The organism is Pantoea sp. GABEPS69 (genome assembly GCF_045780835.1).
Lineage (GTDB): Bacteria > Pseudomonadota > Gammaproteobacteria > Enterobacterales > Enterobacteriaceae > Pantoea > Pantoea septica.
Map to the genome: position 1 here is coordinate 1,199,987 of NZ_CP118618.1, position 20,222 is coordinate 1,220,208.

Here is a 20,222-nt window from a genome sequence, read left to right on the forward strand (position 1 = left end):
ATGACGCCCGGTCAACATTCACAGGTGAAACAGATGAGCAAAGCGCAGCCGTTGCTGACGCGTGCGGGCGATCGCATCGCCATTACCCACGGACTTCGCACGCCGTTCCTGCGTCAGGCGACAGGTTTTCATGGCATTCCTGCCGTGGAACTGGGCCGGATGGTGGTAAGCGAACTGATGGCGCGCAGCGAACTGCCGGTCGAGGCGATAGAGCAGCTGGTGTTCGGGCAGGTGATCCAGATGCCGGAAGCGCCCAACATCGCGCGGGAAATCGTGCTCAGCAGCGGGCTGAGCGTGCATACTGACGCCTACAGCGTCAGCCGCGCCTGCGCTACCAGCTTTCAGGCGGTCGCCAACGTAGCGGAAAGCCTGATGGCGGGCACCATCCGCGCGGGTATCGCGGGCGGCGCGGATTCCTCATCGGTATTGCCGATCGGCGTCAGCAAAACCCTGGCGCGCGCCTTGCTCGATCTCAGCAAGGCGCGCAGCCTGGGGCAGAAAGCGCAGATTCTGCGTCGCCTGCGGCCGCGCGATCTGCTGCCGGTTCCGCCCGCCGTCGCCGAGTACTCCACCGGCCTGCGCATGGGCGATACGGCGGAGCAGATGGCGAAAACGCACGGCATTAGCCGCGCGGCGCAGGATGCGCTGGCGCTGCGGTCGCATCAGCACGCCGCCAGCGCCTGGCAATCCGGCGTGCTGCAGCAGGAGGTGATGCCCGCCTTCGCGCCGCCGTGGAAAGCGCCCATCGAGCAGGACAACAACGTGCGCATGGCGGCGAAAATCGAAGACTATGCGCGGCTGCGGCCGGCGTTTGACCGCCAGCACGGCAGCGTCACGGCGGCCAACAGCACGCCGCTTACCGACGGCACGGCGGCGGTGGTGTTGATGAGCGAAGGACGCGCGCGCGAGCTGGGCATTCCGCCACTGGGCTATCTGCGCAGCTACGCCTTTACCGCCATCGACGTGCAGCAGGACATGCTGCTCGGTCCCGCCTACGCCTCGCCGCTGGCGCTGGATCGCGCTGGCGTCGCGCTGAGCGATCTGACGCTGATCGATATGCACGAAGCCTTTGCCGCCCAGACGCTCTGCAACCTGCAGTGCTTCAACGACGAACGCTTCGCGCGGGAAAAACTTAACCGTCCGCATGCGCTGGGCGAGGTCGATGAAGCGCGCTTTAACGTGCTCGGCGGCTCGATCGCCTACGGGCACCCTTTCGCCGCCACCGGCGCGCGCATGATTACTCAAACGCTGCATGAGCTGCGACGTCGCGGCGGCGGGCTGGCATTGGTCACCGCCTGCGCGGCAGGCGGCTTAGGCGCGGCCATGGTTCTGGAGGCGGAATAATGGAGCAGAACGCTTTCTCTTTACGGATGCGGCCGGATCACGTCGGCGTCATCGTCATCGACGTGCCGGGCGAAAAAATGAATACGCTGCGGGCCGCCTTTGCGCAGCAGCTGACGGCGGTCATTGACGAGGCGCGGCGCGATGCGCAGCTGGCCGGCCTGGTGCTGATCTCCGGCAAGCCTGACAATTTTATCGCCGGCGCCGATATCAGCATGATCGCCGACTGCCGCAGCGCCGAGCAGGCGGAGTCGCTGGCGCGACAAGGCCAGGAAGCGATGGCGGCGCTCGCGGCGCTGCCGTTTCCGGTGGTGGCGGCGATCCACGGCGCCTGCCTGGGCGGAGGGCTAGAGCTGGCGCTCGCCTGCGATGCGCGCATCTGTACCCTGGACGATAAAACCCGACTCGGTCTGCCGGAGGTCCAGCTGGGACTGCTGCCGGGATCGGGCGGCACCCAGCGCCTGCCGCGACTTATCGGGCTGCGGCAGGCGCTGCCGCTGATACTCACCGGTAAAACCCTGCGGGCGAAGCAGGCGCGCAGGATGGGGCTGGTGGATGATGTGGTGCCGCAGGCGATCCTGCTGGAAACCGCGGCGGCGCGCGTGCTGAAGGGCAGGCATGCCGCGCGCGAGCTGCCGCTGCGCGATCGCGTAATGCAGGCGCCGCTGGCGCGCCACGCGCTCTTTGCGCTGGCGCAGCGCGAAACCGCGCGCAAAACGCACGGCAACTACCCGGCCGCGCAGCGCATTATTGACGTGGTGCGCACCGGCATCGAGCAGGGCAGCGAGGCGGGTCATCGGGCGGAGGCGCGCGCCTTCGGCGAACTGGCGATGACGCCGCAATCCGCCGCGCTGCGTGGCCTGTTTTTCGCCAGCACGGCGATGAAAAAAGAGACCGGCGCCGAAGCCGAGCCGCGCACGCTGCGGCAGGTCGGCATACTGGGCGGCGGGCTGATGGGCGGCGGCATCGCCAGCGTCACGGCGATCAACGCCGGGCTGCCGGTCCGCATCAAGGATATTCACCTGCAGGGCGTCAACCATGCGCTGAAAGCGAGCTGGGAAGGTCTGAGCAAAAAGGTCAAACGGCGTCAGATCAGCGCGGCGCAGCGCCAGCAGCAGATGGCGCGCATGACCGGCGGCACCGATTATCAGGGCTTCGCCCAGCGCGATCTGGTGATTGAGGCGGTGTTCGAAGATCTGCCGCTCAAACAGCAAATGGTCGCCGAAGTCGAAGCCCACTGCGCGCCGCACGCCATTTTCGCCTCAAATACCTCTTCGCTGCCGATCGCGGATATCGCAGCCCAGGCGCAGCGGCCGGAAAACGTTATCGGCCTGCACTACTTCAGTCCGGTGGAAAAGATGCCGCTGGTAGAGGTGATCCCGCATGCCGGCACGTCGCAGCAGACGCTGGCCACCACCGTCGCGCTGGCGAAAAAGCAGGGCAAAACGCCCATTGTCGTGGCGGACCGCGCCGGGTTCTATGTGAATCGCATTCTCGCGCCCTATATAAATGAAGCGATGCGCTGCCTGCTGGAGGGCGAATCGGTGGAGCATATCGATCGCGCGCTGGTCCGGGCGGGCTTTCCCGTCGGCCCGATTCAGCTGCTGGACGAAGTCGGTATCGACGTCGGCAGCAAGATCACGCCAGTGCTGCAGCAGGCTTACGGCGAGCGCTTCGCCGCGCCAGCCGCTTTTGAGGCGGTGCTGAAGGACGATCGCAAAGGGCGTAAAAACGGCAAAGGCTTCTACCTTTATGGCGGCGGTCGGCGCGGCGGCAAAAAGCCGGATCCGGCAATCTATCCGCTGCTCGGCGTGCAGCCCGCGGCGAAGCTGAGCGAAGCGCAAATCGCCGAGCGCTGCATGATGATGATGCTGAACGAGGCGGCGCGCTGTCTCGACGAAGGGGTGATCCGCAGCGCGCGCGACGGCGACGTCGGCGCGGTATTCGGCATCGGCTTTCCGCCGTTTCTCGGCGGGCCGTTCCGCTATATGAACCAGCGCGGCGCGGCGGATATCGCGCAAACATTACGCGCCTTAATGCGCCAGTATGGCGACCGTTTTGCCCCATGCGAGGCGCTGCTGGAGGCGGAAGAGCAGGGAAGGAAATTTTACATTTCCTGACCGAATGGAATATCCGCACCGATTCAGCGGGTTAGAAAAGCGCCGTCAGAGCAGGCGGCGCGGCACGATTCTGAGAAGCGCTTATTAAATAAACAACCGGTTGACTATACTCAAGTCATTGGGGTACAACACAGCGTTCATTCGCAGAATGAAGAGTCAGGCGCTTCCGCGTCAGGCGATATCGACAAACAACAGCGGTGCTTTATGCAAGTTTTTATCATGCGTCACGGCGATGCTGCTCTTGAAGCCGCCAGTGATTCGGTCCGACCTCTCACCCATTGTGGCTGTGATGAATCACGCCAGATGGCGAGCTGGCTTAACAGTCAGACGGTGGATGTAGAACGTGTGCTGGTCAGTCCCTATCTTCGTGCCCAGCAGACGCTGGCGACGGTACGCGAAGCGTTGAATCTGCCGGAAGGGCAGGAGATTTTGCCGGAGCTGACGCCTGGTGGCGATCCTGGGCTCGTGGCCTGCTATCTGCAGGCGCTGGGAAATCAGGGCGTGAAATCGGCGATGGTGATTTCGCATCTGCCGCTGGTCGGCTATCTGGTTTCAGAACTCTGCCCGCAGGAAGCGCCGCCGATGTTCGCCACCTCCGCCATCGCCTGCGTCGATTTCGATCCCGCCAGCTGCGAAGGCAAGCTGTTGTGGCAGGTCAGCCCCTCTAAACTGGCGAAAGCCATCTAACGCCCGCGGGCCGCGCAGCGGCCCATCCCTTCTCAAGGCAGCTCGGGCGGTTGCCACTCCTCTACCTCGATCAACACCAGCAGCGCCGCGTCGCCGCCAAACATTTTCGGCGCCTGATGGAACGCCATCACGTACGGATGCTGCGCCAGCCAGAGCGGCGTCTGCTGCTTGAGAATATGCTTGCCGTGGCCGGTCATGACGCTGGCGCAGAACAGATGCTCGCGACGACAGGCGGCGATCAGCGCGCCCAGCTCCTGTTTAGCCTGCTGCTGCGTTAAGCCGTGCAGGTCGAGGAAAATCTCCGGCGTATAGTCGCCGCGCCGCAGCTTTTTCAGCTCGTAGTGGCTGACGTCAGCGCGCACGTAGCGCGTCGCGCCGTCGGTCGCCAGCAGCGGCTGAAACTCGTCGGAAAAGTAGTGGCTATTGTCCACCTGTTCGGAAATCAGCCGCTTCAGCGGCAGCTCGCGGCTTTTCACCGCGGGCTTATGCACTACGGTATCCTGCTTTATTTTGCGCGTGCCGCTCATTAGCTGGCGAAACAGCGCTTTGTCGTCGTCGTTAAGAGATGTTTTTTTACTCATTGCAGGCGAATCTTGTCTGATAAGGCTGGAAAACAGCGAATGGCGTTACCTTACCGCCCGATCCGCTAATTGTCAGCTTTTTCACCTTGCTGCGCTGAATTCTCCCCGGCTTCATGGCACACTATCGGCCGATTTAGCAATTGGGCCTGCGGAGGGCTACGTGGACAAAATTTTCGTCGATGAGGCAGTCAACGAACTGCACACCATTCAGGATATGTTGCGCTGGGCGGTCAGCCGTTTTTCCGCCGCCGGGATCTGGTACGGTCACGGCACCGACAATCCGTGGGACGAAGCGGTACAACTGGTCCTGCCCACGCTCTGGCTGCCGCTGGATATTCCGGAAGATATGCGCAGCGCGCGCCTTACCGCCAGCGAGCGTCACCGCATCGTTGAGCGCGTTATCCGCCGCGTCAACGAGCGTATACCGGTTGCCTACCTCACTAATAAAGCCTGGTTCTGCGGCCACGAGTTCTATGTCGACGAACGCGTGCTGGTGCCGCGCTCGCCGATCGGCGAACTGATTGAAAACCGCTTCGCCGGCCTGATCGCCGACGCGCCGCGCCATATCCTCGATATGTGCACCGGCAGCGGCTGCATCGCTATCGCCTGCGCCTACGCCTTCCCGGAAGCGGAAGTGGACGCGGTGGATATCTCTTATGACGCGCTGGCGGTGGCCGAGCAGAATATCGAGGATCACGGTTTGATCCATCATGTGACGCCGATCCGCGCCGATCTCTTCCGCGAGCTGCCGCCGGTGAAATATGATCTGATCGTCACCAATCCGCCCTACGTGGACGCGGAAGATATGGACGATCTGCCGAACGAATATCGCCACGAGCCGGAGCTCGGCCTGGCGGCGGGCAGCGACGGCCTGAAGCTGGTGCGCCGCATTCTCGCCTGCGCGCCGAATTACCTGAGCGACAACGGCGTGCTGATCTGCGAAGTCGGCAACAGCATGGTGCATATGATCGAGCAATATCCCGACGTGCCCTTTACCTGGCTGGAGTTCGACAACGGCGGCGACGGCGTCTTTATGCTGACGCGCCAGCAGATTGTCGACGCACAACATCACTTCTCTATTTATAAAGACTGAGCGAACGCTTCGTAACAAGGAATCACCATGGCCGGAAACAGCATCGGACAATTCTTTCGCGTAACCACTTTTGGCGAGTCGCACGGCATCGCGCTGGGCTGCATCGTTGACGGCGTGCCGCCGGGCATTCCGCTGACCGAAGCGGATATCCAGCACGATCTTGACCGCCGCCGTCCCGGCACCTCGCGCTATACCACCCAGCGTCGCGAGCCGGATCAGGTGAAAATTTTGTCCGGCGTCTTCGAAGGGGTCACCACCGGCACCTCGATCGGCCTGCTGATTGAAAATACCGACCAGCGTTCGCAGGATTACGGCGCGATTAAAGATCTCTTCCGTCCCGGCCACGCCGATTACACCTACGAGCAAAAGTATGGGCTGCGCGACTACCGCGGCGGCGGCCGCTCGTCGGCGCGTGAAACCGCGATGCGCGTCGCCGCGGGCGCGATTGCCAAAAAATATCTGCAGATGAAGCACGGCGTCGTGGTGCGCGGCTATCTGGCGCAGATCGGCGACGTAGCCTGCGAGCTGAAGGACTGGAGCATCGTTGAAGAGAACCCTTTCTTCTGTCCGGACGCCAGCAAGCTGGAGGCGCTGGACGAGCTGATGCGCGCCCTGAAGAAAGAGGGCGACTCCATCGGCGCCAAAGTCACGGTCGTGGCGGAAAACGTGCCGCCGGGCCTCGGCGAACCGGTTTTCGATCGTCTTGACGCCGATCTGGCGCATGCGCTGATGAGCATCAACGCGGTGAAAGGCGTCGAAATCGGCGACGGCTTTGCGGTGGTGAATCAGCGCGGCAGTCAGCATCGCGACGAGATCCGCGCCAGCGGCTTCCAGAGCAACCATGCCGGCGGCATCCTTGGCGGCATCAGTAGCGGCCAGACCATCAGCGCCAACCTGGCGATGAAGCCGACCTCCAGCATCACCGTGCCGGGCCAGACCATCACCCGCAGCGGCGAAGAGGTGGAGATGATCACCAAAGGGCGGCACGATCCCTGCGTGGGCATTCGCGCCGTGCCGATCGCCGAAGCGATGATGGCGATCGTGCTGATGGATCATCTGCTGCGCCAGCGCGCGCAGAACGCAGACGTCAACAGCACCGTGCCGCGCTGGTGACGCCATGAAATCACTGCTTATTCTCGTATCGGCGCTGCTCTTCAGCGCCTCAGGGCTGGCCGCGACGCCGTGGCAGCGTATTCAGCAGCCGATCCCGGGCAGCGCGCAGTCTATCGGCTCTTTCGCCAACGGCTGCATCGTCGGCGCACAGGCGCTGCCGCTCAACGCGCCCGACTATCAGGTGATGCGCCAGGATCAGCGGCGCTATTTCGGCCATCCCGATCTCATCCTGTTTATTCAGCGTCTCAGCACCCAGGTGCATAACCTGCAGCTGGGCAACGTGCTGATTGGCGATATGGGCATGGCGGCGGGCGGGCGCTTCAGCAGCGGACACGCCAGCCATCAGACCGGACTCGACGTCGATATCTGGCTGCAGCTGCCGAAAACCCGCTGGAGCGCGCAGCAGCTGCTGAAGCCGCAGCCGCTGGATCTGGTGACGGCGGATGACAAAAGCGTGGTGGCGCGCCACTGGCGGCCGGAGATCGACAGCCTGATTAAACTGGCGGCGAAAGACAACGATGTCACGCGTATCTTCGTCAATCCAGCAATTAAAAAGCAGCTTTGCGCCGACGCAGGCGCAGATCGTGACTGGCTGCGCAAGGTGCGCCCGTGGTTCGCGCATCGCGCGCATATGCATGTGCGTCTGCGCTGCCCGGCCAACAGCATCGGCTGTGAAGATCAGCCTGCACCGCCGCCAGGCGACGGCTGCGGCGCCGAGCTGGAGAGCTGGTTCCTGCCGAAGAAACCGGGCAGCGGCGCGCCGGTGAAGCGTGAGCCGCCGCCGCTGCCGCAGGCGTGTCAGGCGCTGCTGGATAAACATCTTTTATAAGGGATCTCCATGGAGTGGTTCGTCGTCAGCCCGATAGTGGTCGGGGTGCTGTTTCTGGTCGCCGTGCTGGCGGCGTTTATCGACTCTATCGCCGGCGGCGGCGGGCTGCTTACCGTGCCCGCGCTGCTGGCGGCCGGTTTCTCGCCCGCGCAGGCGCTGGCCACCAACAAGCTGCAGTCCGTGGGCGGCTCGTTCTCCGCCAGCCTCTACTTCATCCGCCGCGGCGCGGTGAATCTGCGCGAACAGCGGCTCAATATCGCCATGACCTTTATCGGCGCGGTGCTGGGCACCATTTTGATCCAGCACCTGAACGCCGATGCGCTGCGCCAGGTGCTGCCGCTGCTGCTGATCGCCATCGGCCTGTGGTTTCTGCTGATGCCGCGTCTCGGCGAAGAGGATCGCGCGCGTCGCCTTTACGGGCTGCCGTATGCGCTGGTGGGCGGCGGCTGCGTCGGCTTTTACGACGGCTTCTTCGGCCCGGGCGCCGGATCCTTCTACGCGCTCGCCTTTGTCACGCTCTGCGGCTTTAACCTCGCCAAAGCCACCGCGCATGCCAAAATTCTGAATTTCACCTCCAATTTCGCCAGCCTGCTGTTCTTTATGTTCGGCGGCAAAGTGATCTGGGGAACCGGCTTTATTATGCTGCTCGGCGCCTTCTGCGGCGCACGGCTTGGGGCGCGGCTGGTGCTGAGCCGCGGACAGAAACTGATCCGCCCAATGGTGGTGATCGTTTCTGCGGTAATGAGCGCGAAGCTGCTGTGGGACGCTCATGGCAGCGCGCTGCTGGCGTGGATCGCCGCGCTGTAATACATTCATTCTCGGCGCCGCGATAATGCCGCCGTTTTTACGATGACACCATGAACACGACGCACCATTACGAACAACTGATTACGATTTTCGATAGCTGCTTTCGCGACGAGTTTCAGACCCGTCTAATTAAAGGCGACGACGAACCCATCTATCTTCCGGCAGACGAGCGTTCGCCGTGGCACCGCGTGGTGTTCGCCCACGGCTTTTACGCCAGCGCGCTGCACGAAATTTCCCACTGGTGCATCGCCGGCGAGGCGCGGCGCAAGCTGGTGGATTTCGGCTACTGGTACTGTCCGGATGGCCGCGACGCCCAGACGCAAAATCAGTTCGAGTCCGTGGAGATCAAGCCGCAGGCGCTGGAGTGGATGTTCTGCGTTGCAGCGGGCTTCCCGTTCAACGTTAGCTGTGACAATCTCGACGGAGATTGTGAGCCGGATCGCGTCGCGTTTCAGCGTAAGGTCCATGCTCAGGTTATGTCTTATCTTGAGAACGGCATTCCTGCGCGGCCCGCGCGTTTTATCGCCGCTCTGGCGGACTTTTATGGCACGCCTGCACTGACGTCAGCACAGTTTCCCTGGCCAGACGATCTGTGATGAGTGCAGACAATATTAAAGAGGAATTGAGATGATCGCAGAATTTGAAGCGCGTATTCTGGCCCTGATCGACGATATGGTCGATCACGCCAGCGATGACGAGCTGTTTGCCAGCGGCTATCTGCGCGGTCACCTGACCCTCGCGGTCGCGGAAATCGAACAGTCGGGCGACCATACGCCGGAAGCGTTGCAAATCCAGGTCGCCAACAGCCTGCAAAACGCCATTGCCGCCGGCGAGCTCTCGCCGCGCGACCAGGTGCTGGTGGTGGGCATGTGGGACAACCTGTTCCTGCAGGCGCGTCAGACCGCCTGAACCATTGGGGCGGCGTGCCGCCCCAATGCTATTTTCCCGCTTTTTTTCCTTTCAGCAGCTTTCTCACCCAGTAGCGGTTCGGGCTGAGCGCGGCCAGCGTGGCGCTATCCAGCGGCTGCGGTTCGCCGCTCATCTGCGCCGCCAGCGTTTCAGCGGCGAGCGGCGCGCTGCACAGCCCGCGCGAGCCGAGCGCGCCCAGCACAAACAGGCCCGCGTGATGCGGCGCTTCGGCGATAGCTTCGCCGCGCGCGCGCTGAGCAGCGAGATCCTGATAGCGCGCCAGCGTCGCCTCATAGTCCGGCAGCGCGCCCGCCATCGGCAGATGGTCGCGCGTGGCGCAGCGCACGCCAATGCGCGCGTCGCGCGCGCTGACCTCCACGTTTTCCGCCCAGCGGCGGCCCGGCAGCGAGTGGAGCAGCCGCGTGCGGTTCTGCTGCTGATCCTCTTCGCGGTAAGCGGTCGAGGTATCGCCGCGATGATAGCTGGCGCCGATGCAGTGCGTGCCGAACTGCGGGCTTACCGGCGTGAGATAGCCGTCGTAGCAGAGTACGGTTTGCAGGGCGTCAAGGCCGGGCGTGCTGGGCACGTGGCTCACCTGACCGGAAACCGCATAGGTCGGCAGCTGCGCGCTTTGCGGCAGGGCGCTGAGCGCATGGCCGGTCGCCAGCGTCACATTGTGATGCATCGCCGTTTTGCCATCGGCAAAGCGCAGCGTCCAGCCCTGATCCGCCGGAGAGAGCTGCGTCAGCCGGTGCAGCCAGTGGATGCGCAGCCCCTGGGTTTCGCCGTGCGCCAGCAGGGCGGCGGTGAGTTCGGCGGGCGAGAGCCAGCCGCCGAGCGGGTAGAAAACGCCGCCGACGCCGAGATCGACCTGCGCCAGCGCCTCCGCCTCTTCAGGCGTGACGCCGCGCGCGATCGCCTCCGGCAGCGCCATCGCCAGCATCTGCGCGATTTTGTCGGCGCTTTTCTCATCCCAGCCGAGCTGCAGCACGCCGCTCCAGCAGTGCTCATAGCTTACCGGCGCCGCATCATAGATCCGACGGGCGAAGCTAAAGGCGGCAGGAAAGAAGCGCGCCAGCGCCGGATCGTGCTGGTTCAGCAGCGGATAGAGCGCGCCCTGGCGGTTGCCCGACGCGCCCAGCGCGGCCGCCTCGTCGGCGCAGTAGAGCGTGACGCGCCAGCCGCGGCGCAGCAGAGCGAGCGCCAGCACCGCGCTCGCCACGCCACCGCCGATAATCGCCGTCTCTTTTTCCCGCGCGGCAGGTCGCGCGAACCAGGGCTGCGCGACGGGCAGTTCCGGCGCATGCGTCAGAGTGCCGCACAGCATCTCGCGCTTAGCGCCGAACCCTTTACGGCGTTTGACCTCAAAACCTGCCTCCTGCAGTCCGCGGCGCACGAAGCCGGCGGCGGTGAAAGTGGCGAAGGTGCCGCCGGGCCGGGCGAGCTTCGCCATAGCGTTGAAGAGGCGCGGCGTCCACATGTCGGGATTTTTCGCCGGCGCGAAACCGTCAAGAAACCAGGCGTCTACCTGACGATGCAGGCTGTCATCAAAAGTCTCTATAAGGGTATTAATATCGCCAAGCCAGAGATCGAGCGTCACGCGTCCGCCGTCGAACAGCAGACGCTGGCAGCCGGGCAGGGCGATCGGCCATTGCCGCTGCAGCTGCTCGGCCCAGGGCTGCAGCGCCGGCCAGCGCTGATGCGCCGCCGTTAAGTCGGCCTGCGTCAGGGGAAATTTTTCCACGCTGATAAAGTGCAGCCGCCGCAGCGCGGCGTCGGGATGCGCCTGCTGGAAGGCGTCGAACGCCTGCCACAGCATGAGAAAATTAAGCCCGGTGCCGAAGCCGCTCTCCGCCGCGATAAAGAGATCGCGCGGATGATGCGCGAAGCGATCGGGCAGATCGTTGCCGCCGAGAAACACGTAGCGCGTCTCTTCCAGACCGTTGTCATTGGAAAAATAGACATCGTCAAAGGCTCGGGAAACAGGTGTACCCTGTTCATTCCAGCTTAGCTGGGCATGTTCAACCGGGGATAATTTCACGGCAAAGGCTCATTTTTCAGGCAGTGGCGCGATTTTAGCGACCAGGGTCACATGACGCAAATTTACAAAAGGAAATGGCTGATCGGACTTGTTCGGCGTACAAGTGTAAGCTAGAGTGCACGTCAATCCAAAAAGAAGTGGAATGAGGACAACTGAATGAAACGTGCAGTGATTACTGGCCTGGGGATTGTTTCCAGCATTGGTAATAACCAGCAGGAAGTGCTCGCTTCTCTGCGTGAAGGCCGTTCCGGCATTACCTTCTCTCAGGAGATGAAGGATTCCGGCATGCGTAGTCACGTCTGGGGTAACGTCAAACTGGATACCACCGGCCTTATCGATCGCAAAATTGTGCGTTTTATGAGTGATGCGTCCATCTATGCCTACCTCTCCATGGAAGAAGCGATCAAAGATTCCGGTCTGACCGACGAACAGTATCAGAGCAACCCGCGCGTGGGTCTGATCGCCGGCTCCGGCGGCGGTTCGCCGCGTTTCCAGGTATTCGGCGCTGACGCGATGCGCAGTCCGCGCGGCCTGAAAGCGGTCGGCCCCTACGTGGTGACCAAAGCGATGGCGTCCGGCGTTTCTGCCTGCCTCGCCACGCCGTTTAAAATCCACGGCGTAAACTACTCTATCAGCTCCGCCTGTGCGACCTCTGCGCACTGTATCGGCAATGCGGTCGAGCAGATCCAGCTGGGCAAACAGGACATCGTCTTTGCCGGCGGCGGCGAAGAGCTGTGCTGGGAAATGGCGTGCGAGTTCGACGCCATGGGCGCGCTCTCAACCAAATATAATGACGCGCCGGAAAAAGCGTCTCGTACCTATGACAGCGAGCGCGACGGCTTTGTTATCGCCGGCGGCGGCGGCATGGTTGTCGTGGAAGAGCTGGAGCACGCGCTGGCGCGCGGCGCGCACATCTACGCTGAGATCGTCGGCTACGGCGCAACCTCTGACGGCGCGGACATGGTTGCGCCATCGGGCGAAGGCGCGGTGCGCTGCATGAAGATGGCGATGCACGGCGTGGATACGCCAATCGACTATCTCAACAGCCACGGCACCTCTACGCCGGTAGGCGACGTGAAAGAGCTGGGCGCTATCCGTGAAGTTTTCGGCGACAACACGCCGGCTATCTCCGCCACTAAAGCGATGACCGGCCACTCGCTGGGCGCAGCGGGCGTACAGGAAGCGATCTACACCCTGCTGATGCTGGAGCACGGCTTTATCGCGCCGAGCATCAACATCGAAACCCCGGACCCGGCGGCGGAAGGCATGAACATCGTCACTAAACCGACGGAAAAAGCGCTGACCACCGTAATGTCCAACAGCTTCGGCTTCGGCGGCACCAACGCCACCCTGACGATGCGTAAGTTTCAGGCGTAATTGCTAAAAATGTTTTATAAAGGGCCGGTCTGACCGGCCCTTTTTCTTTTTGTGGATCGGGTGCAGACGTGTTTGACATCAGGGAGCTACGTCCGTTATGACCACCACCGCAACTGAACCGCAGGCTGCGTCTACCTTGCCGCTGGCCTGCTCCTCGCTGGCCGTCTTTATTACCTATCTAACCGCCGGGCTGGCGCTGCCGGTTATTCCGCTCTATGTGCATCAGGAACTGGGCATGAATAACGTGATGGTCGGCGTCGCGGTGGGCGTGCAATTTTTCGCCACCCTGCTGACGCGCGGCTTTGCCGGTCGCCGCGCCGACAGACACGGGGCGAAGCGCACCACTCAGCAGGGGATGCTGGCGATTATGCTGGTGGGCGTCGCTTACCTCGCCGCCGCGCTGTTGCCGGCGCCGGCGCTGATTAAATTCGCGCTGCTGGCGCTGGGGCGTCTGCTGCTCGGCTTCGGCGAAAGCCTGCTGCTTACCGGCAACCTGACGTGGGGGCTGGGGCTGGTGGGCGCGAAGCGATCCGGTCTGGTGATGTCATGGAACGGCATGGCGATCTACGGCGCGCTGGCGGCCGGCGCGCCGCTCGGTCTGCTGCTGCATCAGCACGGCGGCTTTGCGCTGCTGAGCGCGGTGGCCACGGCGCTGCCGCTGGTGGCGCTGGCGCTCAACAGCGCCATCCGTCCGGTGCCGGTGGTGGGCGGCGAGCGGCCGTCGCTGGTCAGCGTGATCCGCACCATTTTCCAGCCGGGCTTCGCGCTGGCGCTGCAGGGCGTCGGCTTTGCGGTGATCGGCACCTTCACCTCGCTCTACTTCGCCGCGCAGCAGTGGGGCAACGCGGGCTTTACCCTGACGGCGTTCGGCGTCGCCTTTGTGCTGGTGCGTCTGCTGTTCGGCGGCACGCCGGATCGGCACGGCGGCATCCGCGTCGCGCTGATTTCGCTGCTGGTGGAGGCGGCGGGTCTGCTGCTATTGGCATTCGCCACTGAAGGCTGGATAGCGCTTATCGGCGCGGCGCTGACCGGCTGCGGCTGTTCGCTGATTTTCCCGGCGCTGGGCGTGGAGGTGGTAAAACGCGTTTCGCCGCAGGTGCGCGGCACGGCGCTGGGCGGTTTCTCCGCCTTTCAGGATGTCGCCTACGGCGCCAGCGGGCCGCTTGCCGGACTGCTGGCGACCGCGCTTGGCTACGGCTCCGTCTATGTGGCCGGCGCCTGCTGCGCGCTGCTGGGGATCTTCATTACCTGGCGTTTTTCCCGCCGCGCCTGACGCGCGCGGCGTCTCACTCAGATCACCAGCCAGAGCAGCAAGAGGACGACGATCAGCGCCGCGGCGACGCCCAGCATCGGGCGCTGCGCCAGCGGCTGGGGCAGCGCGGCGATAAAAGGCGCCCAGATGGGCTGCGGACGCAGCGCGCTGTCGGCCAGCGGCTGTTCCTGATGCCTTTCGGCGCGGCGCGCAAAAAGATGGTTGAGCAGATCCTGGGTCTGCGCCGGCGTCAGAATCGTCTGCGGCGTCGCCTGGAAGCGCTGCAGGCTGTAATCCTCCAGCTGCTGGCGTTCGTTGCTATCGAGCGGCTGCTTCAGCGAGGCCTCCAGCACCTGCAGCGTCGGCGCGCTGTGCTGGCTCAGCGTCTGACGCACCTGCAAATATTGCGTCAAAAGCGGGAAGTGGCGCGACGGAATGGGATCGCCGCTGGTGAGGTTGACCAGCTTAAGCGCCGAAGCCCAGATTTTGCCGGTGGGCTCGCCGGTGGCGGCGGCCAGCCGGGCGATTTGCTGGTTCAGCGTCTGGTGCTCGGCGGGCAGCAGCGTGCGGTCGGTAGTGCGCGACTGCTGCGGCTGCGGGATCGCCATCTGGCCGTTCTGCAGCATGGTCAGCACCTGACGCAGCTGATCCTGCGACAGCGAACTCAGCACTGTCTGGCCAAACTGCTGACGAATAAAATCGCTTACCGCCTGACGGTTATTGCCCTTCGGCAGCAGGTCGGTGAGCTGGGTCAGCAGCTGACGCGTGGCGCGTCCGGTCTCCGCCTGCGTCAGACGGCTATTGAGATACTGCTCCGCCGCCGGAAAATGGCGCGATTGCAGCTCCGCTTCGCTTTTTACCCCCACTTCGCGCTGCACGCCCGCCCAGAGTTCAGGCGCTTTTAAGTTGCTGAAGGAGATAATGCGCACGATCAGGCGCTCCAGCGTGGTGCGCTGGGCCGGTGAGAGTGGCTGCTCGCCAGGCGTCGCGCCGGGACGGGCCGCGCCGTTTGACGGCGTGACAGCAGAGCGATCGCCCATCGGCGCACCGGGGCCGCTAAGAGGTTGCATGGCGGAATCCTTGAAAACAAGACAGCGTGGGGTGCGCCGGAAAAAAGATGCGCCATGATAGCAAAAGCCCCCGGGAAATCCCACGGGGGCCACTGTTTATTCAGCCGGGCGTCGGCTCCGCCTTAGGACGCCTGAGCGGAGTCTTCAGGCGCTGAGCGAGGATCACGCCCACCAGCGTCATGGCGCCGCCAATCCAGTGATAAGCGCGCAGCTGCTCATGCAGAAACAGCACCGCGATAACGGCGGTAAAGGCCGGAACGAAATTCATAAAAATGCTGGTGGTGCTGGCGCCCAGACGCTGCACGCCGAGGATCCACAGAAAGGGCGCGATAATCGAGGCGAACAGGCCGGCGAACAGCACCAGCGGAATATTGCGCGCATTTAGCGCGACGTCGGGCGCGTGCAGAAAGCCGGGCAGCAGCAGCAGTACGCCGAAAAAGACCTGCACGTAGAGGCTCTGCCACGTCGGCAGCGGGATTGCCCAGCGCCTGGTCAGCACGCCGTAGAGTGCGTAGGAGGTTGAGGCAGCCAGCATCATCAGCTCGCCGCTGCCGAGACGCTGGTGCAGCAGCTGGGCGGGATGGCCTTCGCTCACCAGCCACACCAGGCCCGCGAACGACAGCACGCCGCCGATAAGAATGCCGCGCGTCGGCGCCAGCCGCAGCACCACCAGGCTCAGCAGAATAGTGAGCAGCGGAATAGTGGCGCCGAGAATGCCCATCATCACCGCCGAGACGCTGTGCGCCGCGTAGTAGGCCAGACTCTGGTAGAGCACCATGCCGAGCAGGCCGAGGATCAGCAGGCGTCCCAGGCTGGCGCGGATGGCGTGACGATGTCGCCACGCGCCCGGCAGCGCGAAGGGCGTCAGCACCACCAGCGCCAGCAGCCAGCGATAAAACGAAATAGCGGCGGGATCGATGCTGCCGGCGGAGAGCTTGCTGACGATGGTATTCACCGACCAGATCAGCACCGCCAGCAGCGGAAAAAGTAAGTTCATGGTCTTCTCCTGCGGATGTAGGCGGCTAGTTTACTTTTGACCGCTTTTAAGGAGATAGTTAAAAGCAGACAAAAAAACATTGCTGACCGGACAGAATGAATTTACAGGTTAAATACCAGCCGCCCGAAGATGCGCTGCGGCTTCGCTATTTTATGCGCTATGAACAAACCAACGCGAAAACCGAATATCTGCCGCACGCTCACGAATGGGGACAGGTGATCTTCGTGACGCGTCACGTGCTGGAGATGAACGTCGAGGGCGAACGGCTGCTGACGCCCGCCAGCGTCCCTATCTGGATACCGCCGCGACAGCGGCACGCCAGCTATAACCATCAGCAGGCGCAGTTCCGCACCTTTAATCTCGCCGCCGCGCTGTGCGACGGCCTGCCGCAGCAGGCGTGCCTGCTAAACGTCGACGCCATCGTGCATGCGATTATGGACGAGTTCGCCCGCCTCGGCCTCGAACAACCAGAGAGCGCGGAGCAGTGGCGGCTGTGCGAGGTGCTGCGCGATCGGCTGCGGCTGGCGCCGGTGCAGGAGAGCTATTTGCCCGGTTCGCAGGATAAGTTTCTCGCGCCGGTGCTGCACGCGCTGGAGGCGCATCCCGGCGATAACACCACGCTGGCGGAATGGGCGGCGCGGGTCTTTACCACCGAGCGCACCCTGGCGCGCCGCTGTCGTCAGGAGCTGCATATGTCTTTCGGCGAATGGCGGCAGCGGCTGCGTTTTCTGCACGCCGTCGCGCAGCTGGGGCAGGGCAAAAGCGTGCAGGCGATTGCGCACGATCTCGGCTATAGCTCAGCGTCGGCGCTGATCGTGATGTTCCAGCAGCAGGCGGGGACCACGCCGGATCGCTACCGCGCACGCCTGGGTTAACCGGCGCGTTTGTGCCACAATAACGCATCTCAATAACGCAACCAGCAGGAAAGCCGTGGTGAAGATTCTTGTCGATGAAAATATGCCCTATGCGCGTGAACTGTTCAGCCGTACCGGCAAGGTGCTGGCGGTGCCGGGCCGTCCGCTGCCGCAGCAGGAGCTGGAGGATGCCGACGGCCTGATGGTGCGCTCGGTGACGCAGGTAAATGAAGCACTGCTGGCGGGCAAGCCGGTGAAGTTCGTTGGCACCGCCACGGCGGGCACTGATCATATCGATGAAGCCTGGCTGCAACAGGCGGGCATCGCCTTCTCCGCCGCGCCGGGCTGCAACGCTATCGCGGTGGTGGAGTACGTTTTCTCCGCGCTGCTGCTGCTGGCGGAGCGCGACGGCTTCGCGCTGCGCGACCGCACAGTCGGCATCGTCGGCGTCGGCAACGTCGGCGGCCGGCTGCAAAAACGGCTGGAAGCCTGGGGCGTAAAAACCCTGCTGTGCGATCCGCCGCGCGCCGATCGCGGCGACGCAGGCGACTTCCGCTCGCTCGACGCGCTGGTAGCGGAGGCAGATATCCTGACCTTCCATACGCCGCTGTTCAAAGAGGGCCGCTATAAAAGCTGGCATCTCGCCGATGCGGCGCTGCTGATGGCGCTGAAGCCCAACGCCATTCTGATCAACGCCTGCCGCGGGCCGGTGGTGGATAACGCCGCGCTGCTGGAGGTGCTGAAAATGCGCCGCGATCTCAGCGTAGTGCTCGACGTCTGGGAGCCAGAACCGGCGCTGTCGCTCGAGCTGCTGGAGCGCGTGGATATCGGCACCGCGCATATCGCTGGCTATACGCTGGAGGGGAAAGCGCGCGGTACTACCCAGGTATTCGAAGCCTGGTGCGACTTCCTCGGTCAGCCGCAGCAGGTGCCGCTCAGCGAGCTGCTGCCGACGCCGGAATTCAGCAGCGTCACGCTCAACGGCCCGCTCGATCAGGCAACGCTGAAACGTCTGGCACATCTGGTGTATGATGTGCGCCGCGACGACGCGCCGCTGCGTAAAGTGGCGGCGAAACCCGGCGAATTCGACCGCCTGCGTAAAACCTATCAGGAGCGCCGCGAGTGGTCATCGCTGGAGGTGATCTGCAACGACGCAGAAACCGCCAGCCTGTTGAACGCCCTCGGTTTTTGCGCGCGTCTCAACAACAGCTAAATTAATCTTCTCGCCGCGCCGGACGCGGCGGGGGATAATTCCGAAACCTGGGCGGTGAATATCACCGCCTTCTGTTTTTATGTCATTGTCTGGAGTAAACCAACATGTCTGACGGCTGGAATATTGCGCTACTTGGCGCGACAGGCGCAGTAGGGAACGCTGTACTGGAACTGCTGGCGGAACGCCAGTTCCCGGTTGGTGAATTGTATCTGCTGGCGAGCGAAAACAGCGCCGGCGAAACGCTGCGTTTTGAGGGGCGCTCGCTGCGCGTCGAAAACGCGGCCGATTTCGACTGGTCGCAGGCGCAGCTCGCCTTTTTCGTCGCCGGACGCGACGCCTCGGCGCGCTATGCCGACGAGGCCGCCAGCGCCGGTTGTCTGGTGATCGACAGCAGCGACTGCTTCGCGCTGTCGCCAGACGTGCCGCTGGTGGTGCCGGACGTTAACCCGCAGGTGCTGGCGGACTATCGCAACCGCAACCTGGTGAGCGTCGCCGACAGCCTGACCAGTCAGCTGCTCAGCGCCATCAAGCCGCTGGTTGACGCGGCGGGCCTGGGCCGTTTGCAGGTCACTAACCTGCTCTCCGTCTCCAGCCACGGCAAAAGCGCGGTCGACGGCCTGGCGGGCGAGAGCGCGCGACTGCTTAACGGCGTGCCGGCGGAAGAGCACTTTTTCGGCCGTCAGCTGGCGTTTAACCTGCTGCCGCAGCAGGCCGACGCGGAGGGCAGCGTCGCCAGCGAGCGTCGCCTGGTCGAGCAGGTGCGTAAGGTGCTGCAGGACGACGGGCTGCCGATAGCGGTCACTAGCGTGCAGGCGCCGGTGTTTTACGGCAACGCGCAGATCGTGCACCTGGAGAGCCTGCGTCCGCTGTCGGCGGACGAGGCGCGCGCCGAGCTGGCGCAGGCGGCCGATATCAATCTGAGCGACGAAGAGAGCTATCCAACGCAGGTGGGCGACGCCTCCGGCAACGAACAGCTCAGCATCGGCTGCGTGCGTAACGACTACGGCATTCCCGAACTGCTGCAGTTCTGGTCGGTGGCGGACAACATTCGCTTCGGCGGCGCGCTGATGGCGGTGAAAACGGCTGAGAAGCTGGTGCAGGAGTATCTCTGGTAATGTCGGAAGGTCAGACCTATAAGCTGGCGCTGGGCGTCGAGTATGACGGCAGCCGTTACTACGGCTGGCAGCGCCAGCAGGAAGTGCGCAGCGTGCAGGAGAAGCTGGAAAAAGCGCTGTCGAAAGTGGCGAATCACCCGGTGAGCGTGTTTTGCGCCGGGCGCACCGACGCCGGCGTGCACGGCACCGGCCAGGTGGTGCACTTCGAAACCACGTCGCAGCGCGCCGACGGCGCCTGGACGCTGGGCGTCAACGCCAATCTGCCGGAGGATATCGCAGTGCGCTGGGTAAAAGCGGTGCCGGACGACTTCCACGCGCGCTTCAGCGCGACGGCGCGGCGCTACCGCTACCTGATCTACAACCAGCGGCTGCGTCCGGCGATCCTGGGACGCGGCGTCACCCATTTTTATCATCCGCTGGATGCTGAGAAGATGCACCGCGCCGGTCAGTGCCTGCTGGGCGAAAACGACTTTACCTCGTTCCGCGCCGTGCAGTGCCAGTCGCGCACGCCGTGGCGCAACGTGATGCACCTGAACGTCACGCGGCAGGGGGCGTTCGTGATCGTCGATATCAAGGCCAACGCCTTTGTGCATCACATGGTGCGCAATATCGTCGGCAGCCTGATGGAGATCGGCTGCGGCAACCAGCCGGAGGAGTGGATGGCGACGCTGCTGGCGGCGAAAGATCGCACCCTGGCGGCGGCGACGGCCAGAGCGGAAGGACTCTATTTAGTGGCGGTGGATTATCCGTCGCATTTTGCGTTACCCGAACCGCCAATGGGGCCGTTGTTCCTGGTGGATTAATTTAGCAGGTCATTTCAGAG

General features: G+C 63.5%; 19 protein-coding genes. 15 read left to right on the forward strand and 4 right to left on the reverse strand.

Translation table 11 applies throughout. The features are described from left to right. Positions 1-33: 33 nt before the first annotated feature. The 3 genes from fadI (at position 34) to sixA (ending at position 4,148) form a co-directional block, all read left to right on the forward strand. Positions 34-1,344 (forward strand): acetyl-CoA C-acyltransferase FadI, encoded by a 1,311-nt coding sequence (fadI, locus tag PVE98_RS05775; RefSeq protein ID WP_096073536.1) that lies wholly within the window; start codon positions 34-36, stop codon positions 1,342-1,344. Further along, a complete protein-coding gene (gene fadJ, locus PVE98_RS05780; protein WP_096073535.1) occupies positions 1,344-3,461 on the forward strand; it encodes a fatty acid oxidation complex subunit alpha FadJ in 2,118 nt (705 codons plus the stop codon). Before fadI ends, fadJ begins: the two co-directional genes overlap by 1 nt. 204 nt (positions 3,462-3,665) lie before the next feature. Next, positions 3,666-4,148: a phosphohistidine phosphatase SixA gene (gene sixA, locus PVE98_RS05785; protein WP_033750613.1), complete on the forward strand. Its 483-nt coding sequence runs from the start codon at positions 3,666-3,668 to the stop codon at positions 4,146-4,148. A gap of 32 nt (positions 4,149-4,180) precedes the next feature. Here sixA and smrB read toward each other — a convergent pair whose 3' ends face one another. Beyond that, positions 4,181-4,729 (reverse strand): endonuclease SmrB, encoded by a 549-nt coding sequence (smrB, locus tag PVE98_RS05790; RefSeq protein WP_033750612.1) that lies wholly within the window; start codon positions 4,727-4,729, stop codon positions 4,181-4,183. 160 nt (positions 4,730-4,889) lie between these two features. On the opposite strand from smrB, the gene prmB reads away from it, so the two are divergent. The 6 genes from prmB to PVE98_RS05820 are packed head-to-tail and all read left to right on the forward strand — an operon-like array spanning position 4,890 to position 9,480. Then, positions 4,890-5,822 carry a 50S ribosomal protein L3 N(5)-glutamine methyltransferase gene (prmB, locus tag PVE98_RS05795; RefSeq protein WP_096073534.1) on the forward strand — a complete coding sequence of 311 codons (933 nt, stop codon included), beginning with the start codon at positions 4,890-4,892 and terminating at the stop codon, positions 5,820-5,822. A 27-nt stretch (positions 5,823-5,849) separates the two neighbouring features. Beyond that, positions 5,850-6,935, forward strand: coding sequence for a chorismate synthase (gene aroC / locus PVE98_RS05800; RefSeq protein ID WP_096073533.1), 1,086 nt, complete (start codon positions 5,850-5,852; stop codon positions 6,933-6,935). A 4-nt stretch (positions 6,936-6,939) separates the two neighbouring features. After that, complete coding sequence (gene mepA / locus PVE98_RS05805) at positions 6,940-7,764, forward strand: penicillin-insensitive murein endopeptidase (RefSeq protein ID WP_048780928.1); 825 nt, start codon at positions 6,940-6,942, stop codon at positions 7,762-7,764. Positions 7,765-7,773: 9 nt separating this feature from the next. Continuing rightward, complete coding sequence (locus tag PVE98_RS05810; RefSeq protein ID WP_033750601.1) at positions 7,774-8,571, forward strand: sulfite exporter TauE/SafE family protein; 798 nt, start codon at positions 7,774-7,776, stop codon at positions 8,569-8,571. Between the two features lie 50 nt (positions 8,572-8,621). Beyond that, positions 8,622-9,167, forward strand: a complete 546-nt coding sequence (locus tag PVE98_RS05815) for an elongation factor P hydroxylase (RefSeq protein ID WP_033750599.1) — start codon at positions 8,622-8,624, stop codon at positions 9,165-9,167. Between the two features lie 31 nt (positions 9,168-9,198). Next, positions 9,199-9,480 carry a YfcL family protein gene (locus PVE98_RS05820; protein ID WP_096073532.1) on the forward strand — a complete coding sequence of 94 codons (282 nt, stop codon included), beginning with the start codon at positions 9,199-9,201 and terminating at the stop codon, positions 9,478-9,480. Between the two features lie 28 nt (positions 9,481-9,508). Here PVE98_RS05820 and mnmC read toward each other — a convergent pair whose 3' ends face one another. Then, positions 9,509-11,521 carry a bifunctional tRNA (5-methylaminomethyl-2-thiouridine)(34)-methyltransferase MnmD/FAD-dependent 5-carboxymethylaminomethyl-2-thiouridine(34) oxidoreductase MnmC gene (gene mnmC, locus PVE98_RS05825; RefSeq protein ID WP_096073531.1) on the reverse strand — a complete coding sequence of 671 codons (2,013 nt, stop codon included), beginning with the start codon at positions 11,519-11,521 and terminating at the stop codon, positions 9,509-9,511. Positions 11,522-11,677: 156 nt separating this feature from the next. On the opposite strand from mnmC, the gene fabB reads away from it, so the two are divergent. Further along, entirely contained in the window at positions 11,678-12,898 is a 1,221-nt protein-coding gene (gene fabB / locus PVE98_RS05830) for a beta-ketoacyl-ACP synthase I (RefSeq protein ID WP_033750590.1), read from the forward strand. Positions 12,899-12,995: 97 nt separating this feature from the next. Continuing rightward, complete coding sequence (locus tag PVE98_RS05835; protein WP_096073530.1) at positions 12,996-14,171, forward strand: arabinose transporter; 1,176 nt, start codon at positions 12,996-12,998, stop codon at positions 14,169-14,171. Between the two features lie 17 nt (positions 14,172-14,188). On the opposite strand, the gene flk is transcribed toward PVE98_RS05835, so the two are convergent. After that, on the reverse strand, positions 14,189-15,220 hold the full coding sequence (gene flk, locus PVE98_RS05840; RefSeq protein ID WP_096073529.1) for a flagella biosynthesis regulator Flk: 1,032 nt from the start codon (positions 15,218-15,220) through the stop codon (positions 14,189-14,191). A 100-nt stretch (positions 15,221-15,320) separates the two neighbouring features. Continuing rightward, positions 15,321-16,217, reverse strand: coding sequence for a DMT family transporter (locus PVE98_RS05845; protein ID WP_096073528.1), 897 nt, complete (start codon positions 16,215-16,217; stop codon positions 15,321-15,323). Between the two features lie 95 nt (positions 16,218-16,312). Here PVE98_RS05845 and PVE98_RS05850 point away from each other — a divergent pair, with 95 nt between their 5' ends. The 4 genes from PVE98_RS05850 to truA all read left to right on the forward strand — a co-directional run bounded on the left by PVE98_RS05850 (position 16,313) and on the right by truA (position 20,202). Next, positions 16,313-17,092 (forward strand): helix-turn-helix domain-containing protein, encoded by a 780-nt coding sequence (locus PVE98_RS05850; protein ID WP_096073527.1) that lies wholly within the window; start codon positions 16,313-16,315, stop codon positions 17,090-17,092. Positions 17,093-17,150: 58 nt separating this feature from the next. Beyond that, positions 17,151-18,284, forward strand: coding sequence for a 4-phosphoerythronate dehydrogenase PdxB (gene pdxB / locus PVE98_RS05855; protein WP_096073526.1), 1,134 nt, complete (start codon positions 17,151-17,153; stop codon positions 18,282-18,284). Between the two features lie 104 nt (positions 18,285-18,388). Further along, positions 18,389-19,399 (forward strand): aspartate-semialdehyde dehydrogenase, encoded by a 1,011-nt coding sequence (locus PVE98_RS05860; RefSeq protein WP_096073525.1) that lies wholly within the window; start codon positions 18,389-18,391, stop codon positions 19,397-19,399. Then, positions 19,399-20,202, forward strand: a complete 804-nt coding sequence (gene truA, locus PVE98_RS05865) for a tRNA pseudouridine(38-40) synthase TruA (RefSeq protein WP_096073524.1) — start codon at positions 19,399-19,401, stop codon at positions 20,200-20,202. Before PVE98_RS05860 ends, truA begins: the two co-directional genes overlap by 1 nt. Positions 20,203-20,222: the final 20 nt, after the last annotated feature.